This is a genomic window from Methylobacterium sp. GXS13 (genome assembly GCF_001455965.1).
In the GTDB taxonomy this organism is placed as follows: domain Bacteria; phylum Pseudomonadota; class Alphaproteobacteria; order Rhizobiales; family Beijerinckiaceae; genus Methylobacterium.
In genome coordinates this window covers 1-15,028 of sequence record NZ_LKKO01000017.1, presented here as the reverse complement: position 1 = coordinate 15,028, position 15,028 = coordinate 1, and the positions used below count along the sequence as shown (strand labels likewise).

Here is a 15,028-nt window from a genome sequence, read left to right as displayed (position 1 = left end):
GGCGAGCACCATGTCCATCCTCCCGCAATCCGGGGTCCGAAATCGCCTTCTCCGTGCGCTTCCACCGGAGGATTTCGCGGCCCTGCAGCCGGCGCTGCGCAGTCAGGACATGGCCCTGCGGCACGTCCTGATCCCCTCCCACACGACGATCGAAACCGTCTTCTTCCCGGAGGCGGGATTCGTCTCGATCACCAACGATGAGCCGAGCGGCCGGGTCGAGATCGGACTGATCGGCCGGGAGGGTCTCGTCGGCGCCGCCCCCATCCTGCTCGACGATGACCGCAGCCCGCACACCCACTTCGTGCAGATGGCCGGTCACATGCTGAGCATCGACGTGGCGGTGCTGCGGAGCGAGGTGGAACGGCGCCCGACCCTACGCCGGCTGCTGCATCGCTTCATCCAGGCGCAGTTCGTCCAGACGGCCCAGACGGCCTTCGCCAATGCGCGGGGCAACACCGCGACCCGCCTCGCCCGATGGTTGCTGATGTGCCACGACCGGATCGACGGCAACCAGATCACCGTCACGCAGGATTTCATGTCGTTCATGCTGGGCGTCGAGCGTCCGGGCGTGACCGCGGCCCTCAGAACCCTGGAGACCGACGGGTTCGTGCGGAAGCGCCGCGGGAGCGTCGAAGTGCTCGATCGCGAGGGGCTGCTCGACTGCGCCGGCGACGGCTACGGCGTTGCGGAAGCCGAATATGTGCGTCTGATCGAGGGGCGTCTCGAGCCACAGGCCTAGAACGGAACCGAAGCGGGGTATTCGACGGGCTCGGCCCTGCTCTCGAAAAGCGCGCGGATCTTTCGAATCCCAGACTCGTCAAACGCCCGTCGTGCTCGACGGGCGCACCGCCTCGACCAGCCCCGACACCCCCTCGCAGAACCCGTCGGCCAATTCCAGCCACAGGAGCCGGGTCGGGTCCACCGGTCCCGGCAGGGTGAGGCGGCCCGGCGGGATCCGGGTGAAGCCGAAGCGGGTGTAATAAGGCGCGTCCCCCACCAGGATCACCAGGCCCTCGCCGGCCTGCCGTGCTGCCTCGACACCCGCGCGGGTCAGGGTGCTGCCGATGCCGCGGCCCGCGAAGCTCGGGTCCACCGCCAGGGGGCCGAGCATGACGAAGGGCACGCTCCCGGTGCGCACCGGACCCATCCGCACCGAACCCACCAGGAAACTGCCGACCGAGGCGGTCACGCCCAGGTCGATCCGCTCCGCCGCACCTTCCCGCAGCCGGTAGGCGGTGCGGGCGAACCGTCCGGGACCGAAGGCCCGTGCCTGGAGGCGCTCGATCGCGGGGTCGTCCTCGGGCCGCTCGGGCCGGATCACGAGGGAGAGTGTGGTCAAGGGCGGGCTCGCAGCTCGGAACCGCCGCCGCGTAGCAGCGGAGGCCTGGGGCGGCAAACTGCCGGCCTACTCCGCCGCCGCGAGCTCGGTTCTCGGTCCCGCCTGCGTCACCCGCAGGAAGCCGAGCGCCGAGAGCCAGATCACCGCGACGCTGGCGGCCGCGATGCCGAGCACCAGGGCGAAGCCGCCGCGGTCGTGCAGGACCGCGATCGCCGGGACCACGAAGCCGCTGGCGGTGAAGCCCACGAAGTAGCGCACGCTGTAGGCCCGGGCCCGGTAGGCCGGGGGCACGTAGCGGGCGATCATCGCGTCGTTGATCACCACCTGGCCGTAGATCGCCGTCATGGCCAGCATCAGCCCGGCGAGCAGCGGCAGGCCGGTGGTGAGCGCCGCGAGCCCGAGCCCAAGGGGCTGCAACACCGAGAGGGTGACGAACAGGGACGGCAGGCTGAACCGGTCGATCAGCCGACCCATGGCGAGTTGCATCAGCGCGCCGAACAGGAAGACCACGGTGGCGAGCGAGCCGATCAGCGCCAGCGGCAGGGCGTGGCCGACGCCCTCGTCGATCACCTTGGGCAGGCTGATCGTGGTCAGGTTGAAGGTGACGCCGCCCGCGAAGATCGCCAGGGCGTACAGGGCCATCAGCGCCCAGGGCCGGCTCACCGTGATCGCGGCCGCGATCCCGGCCTTCTTGCCGCCGGCTTCGCCGTCACCCGGGACCAAGGCCAGGAAGGCGGTCCCGCAGGCGAGGCAGACGAGGCCCGGCACCACGAAGGCCGCCCGCCAGCCGACGGTGGTGGCGAGCAGCGCGGTCACCCCCGAGGCCGAGGCGGCGCCGAGATTGCCCCAGACGCCGTTGACACCGAGGTCCCGCCCGAGCCGGCGGGCATGGGTCACCAGCATGGTCGAGCCGACCGGGTGGTAGATCGCCGAGGCGAGGCCGAGGACGCACAGCCACAGCGCGAAGCTCAACGGGGTCGTGGCGCTTGCCACCCCCAGGCAGGACAGGCCGTAGCCGAAAAAGAACACCGCCAGCATGGTGCGTCGGCCGAACCGATCCGCCAGCCAGCCCATCGGCAGTGAGCACAGGCCGAAGGCGACGAAGGCACCGGTGGCGAGCCCGATCAGCTCGCCGTAACCGAGCCCGGTCTGGGCCGCGATGGCGATGACCGCGGTCGGGTAGATCAGCAGCACGAAATGGTCGAGGGCATGCGCGACGTTGACGAAACGCAGCGTGCGGCGGGACAGGGTTTCGGCATCCATCGCGGCGTATCCTCCAGGATCGACCCTTGATAGCCTGGCCCGATAGAGGCGTCGGGCCGGATATGGATGCGAACGGGCCAAAATTGACGGTTGCGCCGCGGTCGACCGCCGCGTCGGACTATCAGCATGTGCCGCGGCCGGTTGCGGTCGTGCGCAAGCCGCTGCCGGCCGGGAGCGGCACCGGCCTGCATTTCCATATCCGGGCTCAGCTCCTCTATGCGACGGCCGGGCTGATGAGCGCCTCGGCCGAGGACGGCACCTGGGTGGTCCCCGAGGGGCACGCCCTCTGGATCCCGCCGCGCCTGCCGCATGCCACGGTGACCCATGGGCCGGTGGCCTTGTGCACGGCCTATCTCGACCCGGCCGCCGTGGATTCGTTTCCGATGTTCTGCCGTGTGATCGCGGTCTCGCCGCTCCTCGCCGCAGCCTTGACCGCCCTCGCGGAAGAACCGGTTCTGTACGATGAGGCCGGCCGCGGTGGCCACCTCGCCGCCCTGGTGCTCGACGAGATCGGCCGCGCCCCGGAGACGCCGCTCACCCTGCCGCTGCCCCGGGATGCCCGCCTGCGCCGGGTCTGTCTCGGCCTGATCGAGGATCCCGCGGCGGCGGAGGACCTCGACGCCTGGGCCGACCGCGCCGGGGCGAGCCGGCGCACCCTGACTCGCCGGTTCCGAACCGAGACCGGGCTCAGCTTCGGCGATTGGCGGGCGCGGGCCCGGGTGATCCGGGCGCTCGCGCTCGCCGCCGAGGGCGGCCCGCCCGGCGCCGTGGCGGCGGCGGTGGGCTACCGAAGCGCGCAGGCCCTGCGGAGCACGGTGGCCCGGGTGCTGGGCGGCGGTGGACCGCCTTAAACCGCCCGCGGTTCTCAGTCGAACCGGATCAGTTGGTCACTTCGGCTTGGCTTGGCCGCCCGGGCCCCAGCCATGGGCCTGGACCGCCTTGACGATCTTGCCCTGCATCTCGGGCGCCACCGCCTGCATCCATTGCTGCATGCCCGCCAGCTGGATCTGGGCGAGCTGCGGCTGGGCGGCCGCGAGGCGCTTGCCGGTGGGCGTGGCGTAGAAGGCCGCGATCGCCTGCAGGTCGTCCTTGCTCAGGATCGTGGCAAAGCCCCGGGCCTGGATGTCGAGGAGTTCATCGTAATGGTCGGACAGGGTCGGCATCACGACCTCCTGGACCAGCACCTGCGCCTTCTCGGGCTCCTTGATGCCGATCTGCTGCATCATGCCGACCATCGGGGCTGCCATCGAGCCGAGCGTGGCGGCGCGATCCCCCTGCATCTGCGCGACCGTCTCCCGGGCGACCTTCAGCAGAGCCGGATCCGGCGCCGCGGCCGGCGCGGGTTTCGGTGCCGGCTGCGCCAGCACCACGCCGGGCAGCGCGGTTCCGAGACAAAGGCCGACGAGAAGGGTCGAGAGGCGCATGGGTGCTCCGATCGCGATCGCCGTACGATCCTGCGTTGCACGGCCCGGGCAGTGCTACCGGAATCGTGATCGGGATCAATGACGCTGCGGCTTTGATCGTGACAGGCTGGCTTGACGCAGGCGCGCATGCCCCCGGTGCGTCGCGGTTTGGTGGCACGGAGGTCGAGCATCTCCAGAGCCTTGCGCAGGCGACTTCACCCGCGTCCCGGGATCGAAGCCCTGTCGGTCGGGGCGGGAGACGCGAACGACACCAATGAGCCTCCTTGCCTGCTCTGTGTGCGCACGAGGCGATCGTGCACGTTTCAAGCGGTCCACCCGATCTCAGGGCGAGCCTGGGCAGCCCAGGCAAAGGGCGGGACGCTGCCCAACTGCTGGCGGACCGAGATCGGCACGCATGGACGAGGCGTGATCCTGCGCGGCTTCGAGGCCCCCGAGGCGATGGCGGCGGAGCGGTGGTGCGCCCTGATGAACGCCGCGCCGTTCCGCGCGGGCGACGATCACTGCATGGCCCTGACCACGGACAGCAACGCGTCGTTCCCGTTCTTCTCACCGGGACGCGGGACGGCGTGGCCGAGATTCGCGCCGATGTTCCGTCCTCATCACGGCCAAACAGGTGCACCGTCCAACCCGGCGGTTTCCGGCAGACCGCAGATGAGGTTGGCATTCTGCACCGCCTGACCGGCCGCGCCCTTGCCGAGATTGTCGACCACGCCCATCGCGATCACCAAGCTGCGCTCCGGATCGGACGCATAGCTGACGAATGCCAGGTTCGAGCCGGCCGCCCATTTGGTCTGCGGCGGCGCATCGGTCACGCGGACGAACGCCCGTTCGGCATAGAAGCGCCGGGCGGCGTTCAGGCATTGGCGCGTGGTGGCTTGGCCGCGGCAGTAGATCGTGACGAGGACGCCGCGGGTCATCGGCACCAGATGCGGTGTGAAGACCAGCCCGGCCGCGCTGCCGCCGTTCAGCCGCTCGATCGTCGTGGCGATCTCGGGCATGTGGACGTGCTTGAGCAGGCCGTAGGGCACGAGGTTCTCGTTGCTCTCGGCATAGCCGAACCGGCTGTCGGCACCGCCCCGGCCGGCACCGGAAATGCCGGTCTTGGCATCGACGACGATCTGACCGGGTTCGATCAGCTTGTCGGCCAGCAGCGGCGCCAATGCGGTCAGCGTCGCCGCGGGGAAGCAGCCGGGGTTGGCGATGCGGCTCTGACCCTTGATCTGGCTCGGCCAGACGTCGGCCAAGCCGTACGCCCAACCCGCGACGTAGCGGTGGTCGCCGCCGATATCGACGATCTTCACGTCCTGGGAGACGCGTGCCAGCGCCTCGGCCGAAGTGCCCGTGGGCAGCGATGCGAACAGCACGTCGAGGTTCGGCAGGGTCTCCGGATCCCACTTCTCGATCACCAGTTCGGCCAGCTTGGCCGGCACACCGGGGAAGCGCTCCACCAGACGGCTGCCGGCGCTGCCCTCTCCCGCGGCGTAGATCAGCTCGAAAGACGGGTGGTTCGCGATCAGGCGCATCGCCTCGCCGCCGCCAAAACCGCTGATCCCGACAATGCCGACGCGGAGGCTCATAGGGGTGTCCTTCTGGGGTTCGGGCAAAAGAAAACCCCCGGAGCCGAGGGCTGCGGAGGTTCAGGAACGCGGGCCGGAGCCGCTCCGGCGGGTGGGACCTACGGCGAGGCCGTCACCACGCGGACGGGCGCTGATCGACGCGCAGCCCGAGGAGCCGCCGCTTGGGTGCAGCGGCGTCGGCGTCGGTCACATAATGGCTGATTCCTGATCATGTCCCGCGATAGTGTCGCGACCCCTATTCGTCGTCAAGCGGTGTCTCCGCCGACCATCCGAGCCGACATCGAAGGGCGGCCGCCATCCGACCGCCTTTCGAGAAGCTGGGCGACGGTCGCGATGCCCGGCATGGGTTGGAACCCTCCGGCATCCGGACCCCGCGGTCGTCGCTTCCCACCGTCAGGTCGCCCGGGCGGAAAAGTCGATCCGCGGATCGATCCAGACGTAGATCAGGTCCGAGAGCAGGTTCACCGCCAGCCCGAGCAGGGAGAAGATGTAGAGGGTCGCGAAGACCACCGGGTAATCGCGACCGACGATCGCCCGGAACGACAATTCGCCGAGCCCGTCGAGAGAAAAGATCGTCTCGATCAGCAGCGAGCCGGTGAAGAAGGCCGAGATGAAGGCCCCGGGGAAGCCGGCGATCACGATCAGCATGGCGTTGCGGAAGACGTGGCCGTAGAGCACCCGGCGCTCGGACAGGCCCTTCATCCGGGCGGTCAGGACGTATTGCTTGCGGATCTCGTCGAGAAACGAGTTCTTGGTCAGCAGGGTCGAGGTGGCGAAGGCGCCGATCACCAGGGCGGTGAGCGGCAGCACCATGTGCCAGGCATAGTCGGTGAGCTTGTGCCAGGTGGAGAAGCTCTCCCAGCCCTCGCTGGTGAGGCCGCGCAGCGGGAACCACTGGTAGAACGAGCCGCCTGCGAACAGGATGATCAGCATCAGCCCGAACATGAAGCCCGGGATCGCGTAGCCGATGATCACCACGAAGGAGGTCCAGCGGTCGAAGCGCTCGCCGTCCTTGACGGCCTTGCGGATGCCCAGCGGGATCGAGATCGCGTAGGACAGCAGCGTCATCCACAGGCCGAGCGAGATCGAGACCGGCAGGCGCTCCTGGATCAGCTGGATCACGGTGACATCGCGGAAGTAGCTGCGGCCGAAATCGAACCGGGCGTAGTCCCAGAGCATCTTTGCGAAGCGCTCGGGAGCCGGCTTGTCGAAGCCGAACTGCTTCTCCAGCTTGGCGATGAAGTCGGGGCTCAACCCTTGCGCGCCGCGATAGCGGGAATTGCCCTCGCCGCCCCCTGCCGACCGGCCGCCGCCGCCGAGATCGCCGGTCCCGCCGGTGACCCGCGACAGGGCGCCGTCGCCCTGGCCCTTCATCTGCGAGAGCACCCGCTCCACCGGGCCGCCGGGGGCGAATTGCACGATGGTGAAGGTGATCAGCATGATCCCGAACAGGGTCGGGATCATCAGGCCGATGCGGCGCAGGATGTAGCCAAGCATGATCGTCCTAGTCCCGCCCGATCCGCTTGGCTTTGTCGGCCTCGTACCACCAGGTGCCGGGGGCGCCGAGATCGTATTTGGGCGGGTTCGCCGGGCGGCCGTAGAGGTCCCACAGGGCGAGGCGGTGCGCGCCGGAATACCACATCGGCACCCAGAGGCGCTGGGCCCGCAGCACCCGGTCGAGGGTCCGGCACGCCGTGGTCAGCGCGGCCCGGGACTGGGCATCGGCGATGACGGTGAGCAGCGCGTCGATGACCGGATCGGCGACGCCCGAGAGGTTGTTGGAGCCCGGGGTGCTGGCAGCCTTGGAGCCGTAGAGTTCGCGCAGCTCCGCGCCCGGGGTGACGCCGCCGGCGAAGCGGCGAGACGTGACGTCGAAGTCGAAATCGTTGACCCGGGCTTGGTACTGCGACGGGTCGACGGTGCGGTGGGTCGCCTTGATCCCGAGCAGCCCGAGATTGCGGATGAACGGCTGGGTCACCGCCTGAAAGACGGGGTCGTCGTCCAGGAACTCGATGTCCAGGGGCTGGCCGCCCGGCAGGAGGAGGCCGCCGCCCTGGCGGGTGCAGCCGGCCTCGCGCAGCAGCGCGTCGGCGCGCTTGAGTAGCGCCCGGTCCTGGCCGGACCCGTCCGAGACGGGGGGCGTCCAGGCCTCGGCGAACACCTCCGGGGGCAGGTCCTTGAACAGCTCCAGTAAGGCCAGCTCCTCGGCCGAGGGCTTGCCAGTGGCCTTGAGGTCGGAATTCTCGAAGAACGAGGCGGTGCGGGTGTAGGCGCCGTACATCAAGTTGCGGTTCGACCATTCGAAGTCGAAGCACAAGCCGATCGCCTCGCGGACCCGCGGGTCGCGGAACGGTGCGCGGCGGGTGTTGATCCACCAGCCCTGCGTACCGCTGGGCCGCGCATCCGGCACGGTCTGGCGGATCACGCGGCCCTCGGTGGCGGCGGGGAAGTCGTAGCCGGTGGCCCAGACCCGGGCGGTGAACTCCTCGCGGACCGTGAAGGCGCCGCTCTTGAACGCCTCGAAGGCCACGGTGCGATCGCGAAAATACTCGTAGCGGATCGCGTCGAAATTGTTCTGCCCGGCGGTCACGGCGAGGTCCGCCGCCCAGTAATCCGGCACCCGGTCCAGCCCGATGGAGCGGCCGGGATCGACCGCGCCGACCCGGTAGGGACCGGAGCCCAGCGGCGCCTCGAGGCTCGACGCCTCGAAGTCGCGGGCGCCGTAATAGGCCGCGGAAAAGATCGGCAGCTGGGCCACGAACACCGCCGCGTCCCGGGCGCGGCCCTCCGCGAAGGTGACGACCAGGGTGTCGTCGCCCTCGGCCCGGGCGTCGGTCATCGGCCGGATCACCTCGGAAATCGAGGGGTGTCCCTTGTCGCGCAGGAGCTTGAGGCTGAAGGCGGCGTCGCGGGCGGTGAGCCGCGAGCCGTCGTGGAAATGGGCCTGGGGGCGCAGCGCGAAGGTGTAGGTCAGGCCGTCGGGGCTCACCGTGACGGCCCGCGCGACGAGCCCGTAGACCGCATCCGGCTCGTCGAGGGCCCGGACCATCAGGCTGTCGAAGGTCTGGTCCAGTCCGGCGGCGCCGTCACCGCGCAGCACGTAAATGTTGAGCGTGTTGAAAGTGTTGAGCGACTGGTTGCCGATCGTCCCGGTGAGCTGGGTCGAGAACCGGCCGCCCTTCGGGGCGATCGGGTTCACGTAGTCGAACCGCTCGAAGCCGGGGCCGTATTTCAGCTCGCCGAAGCTCGACAGACCGTGGCGCTCCTCGCCGGCTGCCCAGGCGGGACGGATCGCCGCGAGGGCGCCAGCGCCGAGCACGAGGCCGCGCCGGCTCGGCCGCCAGGGGCGGGCGGTCAACGCGGGGCTCCGGTCTTGGCGGCCAGTTTCTCGTCGTACCACCAGGTCGTTGGGAATCCGGACCCGGCATAGCGCGGCAGGATCGCCGGGTGGCCGAACCGGTTCCAGCGCAGGGTCCGCTGCTCGCTGGCCGACCATTGCGGCACGACGTAATCGTGGGCGAGCAGCACCCGGTCCAGCGCCCGGGTGGCGGCGACCAGACCGGCCCGGTCGGGCGCGTAGATCACCTTCTCGATCAGCGCATCGATGCCGGGATCCTTGATCCCGATCAGGTTGCGCGAGCCCGGCTTGTCGGCCGCCGCCGAGCCCCAGAACTCGCGCTGCTCGTTGCCCGGCGACAGCGACTCGCCCCAGGCGTTGGTCGTGACGTCGAAGTCGAACTCGCGCATCCGGTTCTGGTACTGCGCCGCATCGATCACCCGCAGCGAGGCATCGATGCCGATGAGCTTGAGCTGGGCGGCGAACGGCAGGATCACCCGCTCGAACGCGTTCTGGAATTCCAGGAACTCGACCGTCAGCGGTTCACCGGTGGCTTTGTTGACCATCTTGCCGCCGCGTAACTCGTAGCCCGCCTCGCGCAGCAATCCGACGGCCTCGCGCAGGTTTTTCCGCATGGCGTCCGGCGTCTCGTTGACCGGGTTGGCGTAGGGCGTGGTGAAGACCGAAGCCGGGATCTTATCCTTGACGCTCTCCAGAATCGCCTTCTCCTCGCCCTCCGGCAGGCCCGCGGAGGCGAGCTCGGAGCCGAAGAAGTAGGAGTCGATCCGCTTGTACAGGCCGTAGAACAGCGCCTTGTTCATCTCCTCGAAATTCAGGGCCAGGTTGAAGGCCCGGCGCACCCGCGGATCCTTGAACTTCTCCCTGCGAGTGTTGAACGCGAAGGCCTGCATGATGCCCGTGCCGCGCTCCGGGAACGCCTCCTTGATCAGGCGCCCCTCCTTCACGGCCGGGAAATCGTCGTAGGCGGTCGCCCAGTTGCGGGCGATGTTCTCGGCCCGGAAGTCGTAGAGGTCGCCCTTCAGGGCCTCGACCAGCACGGTGCCGTCACGGAAATACTCGAACCGTTCCGTGTCGAAGTTGTAGCGCCCGGCATTCACCGGCAGATCCTTGCCCCAATAGTCCGGCACGCGGGTGTAGGTGACGCTGCGGCCGGGCTCGAACTTGGCGAGCCGGTAGGGCCCGGAGCCGAGCGGCGGCTCCAGGGTGGTCTCGGTGGGGCTGCGCGGCTTGCCGTTGGCATCCTTGGCCTCCCACCAGTGCTTGGGCAGGACGCGCAGCTGGCCGATCACCTGCGGAAGCTCGCGGTTGCCCTTCTCGGTGAACGTGAAGGTCACCTCGTGCGGGCCGGTCGCCTCGGCCTTGGCCACAGTCTGATAGTAGGCGGCGTAGAACGGAGAGTTGGCCTTCAGCACGCCGTAGGACCAGACCACGTCCTCGGGGGTGATCGGCTTCCCGTCATGCCAGCGGGCGTTCTCGCGCAGGCGGTACGAGACCGAGCCGAGATCGGGGGCGATCCGCACCGCCTCGGCCAGCAGCCCGTAGGACGTGAATGGCTCGTCCGAGGACTCGGTCATCAGCGTATCGTAGATCTGCTGGACCCCATTCTCGAGGTCGCCCTTCAGGCCCGCGACCACGATGTTGAAGTTGTCGAAGCCGCCCTGCGCGCCCATCCGCACCAGGCCGCCTTTCGGCGCATTGGGGTCGGCATAGTCGAAATGCTTGAAATCGGAGCCGTATTTCGGCTCGCCCATCAACGTGATCGCGTGGGTCCATTGTCCGGTGGCGGCCGGCATCGCGGCCGGTTCCTGCGCCCGGGCCGGGGCGAACTGGAGGCAGGCGACGACGAGCGTCGCGGCGAGGAGGCGTCCGGTCACGGGCAGGCTGTCTCCCTATCGACGCACCGTGCGGTGCGGGAATTTTGGTTTCCGAAGGGTCTTAGGCCGGGTGCGGCCTGGGCGTCGAGGCTGCGTGTTGCAGGTCGGTGCACGACCGTGGCGTGACGCGCAGCACGGGGCTTTTTTGACGGGGGCCGGATCCGCGCGCGTCTCCCTCCCCCGCAGAGGGGGGAGGGAGGGCGTCGCGGCTGTCCGATCCAGTCGGACAGCCGCGACGCGAAAAACCAAAAAATCAAGCCGCACGTCCGCGGCGACCCTCGACCAGCCACATGGCGAGCACGGCTGCCGCGAGCGCCGCCGGGGCGGCGAGGCCGAGCGCCAGCGGGTAGACCTCGACGCCGCGGATGTTGGCGCTGTCGCTCGGGCGGAAACCGATCCAGTCGCCGCCGGCCAACCGGCCGCTGCGCACGGTGGCGAGCCGCGGCACCTGGGTGGTGCCGCCGGCATCCGCGACCCGGCGGATCGAGCCGCCGGAGCCCTCCGCCACCGCCTTCAGGCGCTCGGTGTCGCTGAAGACGTCGGCGAGCTCGCGCGGGTTGGCCGGACCGACGCTGACGAAGGCCACGAGGTTGCCCGAGCGCAAGGTGTGCAACCCCAGGGTCTCGGCGTCGAAGGTGCCGGTGAACAGGCCGGGCTCGCCGGGCTTCAGGGTGAGCGTCGTGACCTTCCCGGTCGGCCCGGTGACGGTGACCGGCTCGACCTGCTCGGTCATGGTCTGGCGCTCGACCCGCACCTCGCGGCCGCGGCCCGTGGTCTGCGCCCGAAGGGCCTCCTCTTCGAGGGCCGGCTCCTTCATCAGCCAATGCGCGAGGCGGCGCAGCAGATCGAGATAGGGACCGCCCTCCTGGTAGCCCCGCGCCCAGAGCCAGGCGTGGTCGGACAGGAGCAGCGCGACGCGGCCCTTGTCCTCCCGGGACAGGGCGAGCAGTGGTAGGCCATCGGCCCCCGACAGGATCGGCTGGATGCCGGGCCGGGTGCGGGCCTGGACGATGCGCAGCCAGTCGCCCCAGGCGGGCGGGTTGGCGTCGGAGCCCGGCAGGTCGCGGGTGACAGGGTGGCGCTGGCCGACCTGGGTCGGCGTCGCCTTGTAGGGGCGCTCGACCACCCGCCCGTCCGGGTCGCCCGGCAGAATGCTGGCCAGTCGCGTACGGGCGAGGCTCGCCGGTCCGGCATATTCGGGGCCGGCTGCAACGAGCAGCGCGCCGCCCTCACGGACATAGCGGACGATGTTGTCGAAATAGGCCTGCGGCAGCACGCTCTGGTTGGCGTAGCGGTCGAAGATGATCAGGTCGAAGTCCTTGATCTTCTGAACGAACAGCTCGCGGGTCGGGAACGCGATCAGCGACAGTTCGGAGATCGGCGTGCCGTCCTGCTTCTCCGGCGGGCGCAGGATGGTAAAGTGCACCAGATCGACGTTGGCGTCGGATTTCAGCAGGTTGCGCCAGGTCCGCTCGCCCTGGTGCGGCTCCCCGGACACCAGGAGCACCCGGAGCTTCTCGCGGATGCCTTCGATCGGCAGGACGGCGCGGTTGTTGACCGTGGTCAATTCCCCCGGCAGCGGCTCGACTTCGATCTCGACGACGTTCGGGCCGCCATGCTCGATCCGGGTGGTCAGCGCGAACGGCTTGTCGGTGGCGACGTCCCGGCGATCGATCTCCTCGCCGTCGCGGCGGACCGTGACCACGGCATGGCCGGTGCCACCGCGCTCCATCACCTCGGCGCGGATCGAGAGATCCTTGCCGACGATGCCGAAGCGCGGCGCCTCCAGAAGCTTGATCTGCCGGTCGCGCTCGTCCGGATGACCGGTGACGAGCACATGGAGCGGCGCCTTGATACCGAGCTGGGCCATCGAGGCCGGGATGTCGTGGACCACGCCGTCGGTGAGCATCACGATCCCGGCGAGCCGTTCGGGCGGCACGTCGGCAAGCGCCTGGCCCAGGGCCGTAAATAGCTTGGTGCCGTCGTCGCCATCCTTGGCGTCGGGCACATCGATGAAGCGCGGCTCGATATTGGTGAGCGCGCCGAAGCGGCGCTGCAGCTCGGCCCGGACCGCATCGGTCATCTGTGGCCGGTCGCCCAGCGCCTGCGAGCCGGAGCGGTCGACCACGATCGCGGCGATGTCCTTCACCGGCTCGCGGTCCTCCCGCACCAGAGCGGGGTTGGCGAGGGCTGCCAGCACCAGGGCGAGCACCAGGGCGCGCAGCAGCGCCGTCCGGCCCCGCGCCACGAAGGCGAGCACGGCCAGGACGACGACGATGAGCCCGAGAGCGGCCAGGACCGGCCAGGGCAGGAGGGGGGTGAAGCTGAGGCTCAGCATGGGGCGGAGCGCTCCGGTTCGGTGGTGCGGTGGCTTCTTCCGCCGGGCGAGCTACGCCCTAAGCCTTTTTTGACCGTGGCCGTCGTCTGGGCGTGACCGCGGAAGGCGCCGGTCCCCTCTCTCGTGCGGGAGAGAGACAAGGTGAGGGATGCGACCTTTCCGGATAGACCTGACCCCCCACCCCAATCCTTTCCAGGACAGGCTAACAGATTTACATATTGCTGCCGGATGAGAGCCAAGGCTAACCCCAAGCGCGTCTCCCTTCCCCCTCTGCGGGGGAGGGTGGCCCCTGCGTCAGCAGGGGTCGGGAGAGGGGAACCCGGGTTCCGAAAGGGGCGGGGGCGGCATGACGGCCGCAGCCTTGTCCTGCACCGTCGCTCCCCTCTCCCGACCCCCTTTCTGGGGCCACCCTCCCCCGCAGAGGGGAGAGGGAGAGCCGCGGTGTTTCCCATCTCATCTGCCGACCTCGATATATGAATCTGCAAGCCTGCACAGGAGAGGGGGCGCGTCGCGGCCTGCAACAGCGCCCGCGCTTCGCGTTCGTGTCGCCCGTAGTCCACAGAGGGGGGAGGGGCTTCGGCGCCTCGCTGGTTATCCAAAAAACTCACTGCCCCAGTCGCTCCAGCAGCGCGGGCACGTGGACCTGGTCCGCCTTGTAGTTTCCGGTGAGCGTGTAGATCACGATGTTCACGCCGCCCCGGAACGCCATCTCACGCTGGCGCTGGTCGCCACCGACCACCGGGTAAAGCGGCTCGCCGCGGCGGCCCACCGCCCAGGCGGCGGCGAGGTCGTTCCCGGTGATGATGATCGGGCTGACGCCGTCGCCGGCCCGGGCGGGGCGGCGCTCGGCGCCTTCGGCGGCGGGGGGCAGCGCCTCGACCCAGGTCTGGCCCGTGGCGTAGCGGCCCGGGAAGCTGTCGACGAGATAGAACGCTTTGGTCAGCACATGGTCCAGGGGCACCGGCTCCAGTTCCGGTACTTCGAGGGTTGCCAGCATCTTGCGCAGGTAAGCCGCCTCCGGCGAGGGGGGGCCGCCCGGGCGCGCGGTGAGCGCGTCGCGAGTGTCGAACAGAACCGTGCCGCCGTTGCGCATGAACGCGTCGATCTTGCGGATCGCCGTCTCAGACGGCTGAGGCCGGGACGGCGCGATCGGCCAGTAGATCAGCGGGTAGAAGGCCAGCTCATCCTTGGCCGGATCGATGCCGGCGGGCTCGCCCGGTTCGAGGGCGGTGCGCGAGGCGAGCATCTGGGTCAGGCCGGTCAGGCCGGCCCGGCTCGCCTCATCGACGGCGGCGTCGCCGGTGATCACGTAAGCGAGCCGCGTGACGAGGGCGGATTCGATGCCGTTCGGCCGGTTGGCCGCGGGCTCCTCGGCGCGCAGCGGCTGCGCCGGCATTGCGGCGAACAGGAGCAAACCCGCGAAGGCCAGCACGGGCGGGCGCCCGCGCAGGCGGCTCGCCCAGGCCGAGCGGCGCAGGAAGCCGCCGAGCCACAGGCCGGCCAGGGTGTCGAGGGCGAGCAGCAGCAGCGCCAGGGTGAACAGGGTCGGGCGCAGATCTAGGGTCTCAGCTCCGGCGAGGGTTCCGATCCGGGCGCCGTCCAGCGCCGCGGTGTCGAGGGGCTTCAGGCGGTCGTCGGGCTTCAGAGCGTTGACGCTGATGCCGCCATCGGCCGGTCCGTAGAAACCGGGCGGGTGCTCGGCGCTCCCCCGGTCAGCATAGTCGGCCGCCACCGCGGTGGCGGAGGCGGGGGGCGAGCCGAGCGCCCCGAACCCGTCCAGCGTCGCCCGGGGGGCGAGCACCACCGCGGAGGCGCGGCTCGCCTCGCCCCCCGGGGGCGCCGAGGTGCCGGCGAG

Annotated in this window: 11 protein-coding genes; 2 read left to right on the top strand and 9 right to left on the bottom strand. The window is 69.8% G+C overall.

What is annotated here, in order from left to right; genetic code table 11:
* The first annotated feature begins 10 nt into the window (after nt 1-10).
* Nucleotides 11-739, top strand: a complete 729-nt coding sequence (locus AO398_RS04630; protein WP_058190862.1) for a Crp/Fnr family transcriptional regulator — start codon at nt 11-13, stop codon at nt 737-739.
* A 78-nt stretch (nt 740-817) separates the two neighbouring features.
* Here the strand turns inward: AO398_RS04630 and AO398_RS04625 are convergent, their stop codons facing one another.
* Both AO398_RS04625 and AO398_RS04620 read right to left on the bottom strand, forming a co-directional pair.
* A complete protein-coding gene (locus tag AO398_RS04625) occupies nt 818-1,339 on the bottom strand; it encodes an N-acetyltransferase (RefSeq protein ID WP_058190861.1) in 522 nt (173 codons plus the stop codon).
* Nucleotides 1,340-1,405: 66 nt separating this feature from the next.
* A complete protein-coding gene (locus AO398_RS04620; RefSeq protein WP_058190860.1) occupies nt 1,406-2,602 on the bottom strand; it encodes an MFS transporter in 1,197 nt (398 codons plus the stop codon).
* A 62-nt stretch (nt 2,603-2,664) separates the two neighbouring features.
* Between AO398_RS04620 and AO398_RS04615 the strand changes: the two genes are divergently transcribed.
* Nucleotides 2,665-3,453 carry a helix-turn-helix domain-containing protein gene (locus AO398_RS04615; protein ID WP_058190859.1) on the top strand — a complete coding sequence of 263 codons (789 nt, stop codon included), beginning with the start codon at nt 2,665-2,667 and terminating at the stop codon, nt 3,451-3,453.
* Between the two features lie 36 nt (nt 3,454-3,489).
* Here AO398_RS04615 and AO398_RS04610 read toward each other — a convergent pair whose 3' ends face one another.
* The 7 genes from AO398_RS04610 to AO398_RS04580 all read right to left on the bottom strand — a co-directional run.
* Nucleotides 3,490-4,026, bottom strand: coding sequence for a DUF2059 domain-containing protein (locus tag AO398_RS04610; protein WP_058190858.1), 537 nt, complete (start codon nt 4,024-4,026; stop codon nt 3,490-3,492).
* Nucleotides 4,027-4,625: 599 nt separating this feature from the next.
* Nucleotides 4,626-5,603 carry an N-acetyl-gamma-glutamyl-phosphate reductase gene (argC, locus tag AO398_RS04605; RefSeq protein WP_058190857.1) on the bottom strand — a complete coding sequence of 326 codons (978 nt, stop codon included), beginning with the start codon at nt 5,601-5,603 and terminating at the stop codon, nt 4,626-4,628.
* Nucleotides 5,604-5,996: 393 nt separating this feature from the next.
* A complete protein-coding gene (locus tag AO398_RS04600; protein WP_058190856.1) occupies nt 5,997-7,100 on the bottom strand; it encodes a microcin C ABC transporter permease YejB in 1,104 nt (367 codons plus the stop codon).
* A gap of 7 nt (nt 7,101-7,107) precedes the next feature.
* Nucleotides 7,108-8,961 carry an extracellular solute-binding protein gene (locus AO398_RS04595; RefSeq protein WP_058190855.1) on the bottom strand — a complete coding sequence of 618 codons (1,854 nt, stop codon included), beginning with the start codon at nt 8,959-8,961 and terminating at the stop codon, nt 7,108-7,110.
* A complete protein-coding gene (locus AO398_RS04590; RefSeq protein ID WP_082643122.1) occupies nt 8,958-10,835 on the bottom strand; it encodes an extracellular solute-binding protein in 1,878 nt (625 codons plus the stop codon). Before AO398_RS04590 ends, AO398_RS04595 begins: the two co-directional genes overlap by 4 nt.
* 253 nt (nt 10,836-11,088) lie before the next feature.
* Nucleotides 11,089-13,173: a hypothetical protein gene (locus AO398_RS04585; RefSeq protein WP_058190853.1), complete on the bottom strand. Its 2,085-nt coding sequence runs from the start codon at nt 13,171-13,173 to the stop codon at nt 11,089-11,091.
* Nucleotides 13,174-13,777: 604 nt separating this feature from the next.
* Nucleotides 13,778-15,028 (bottom strand): DUF4159 domain-containing protein (locus tag AO398_RS04580; RefSeq protein WP_152997410.1); only part of this gene is annotated, 1,251 nt, incomplete at its 5' end.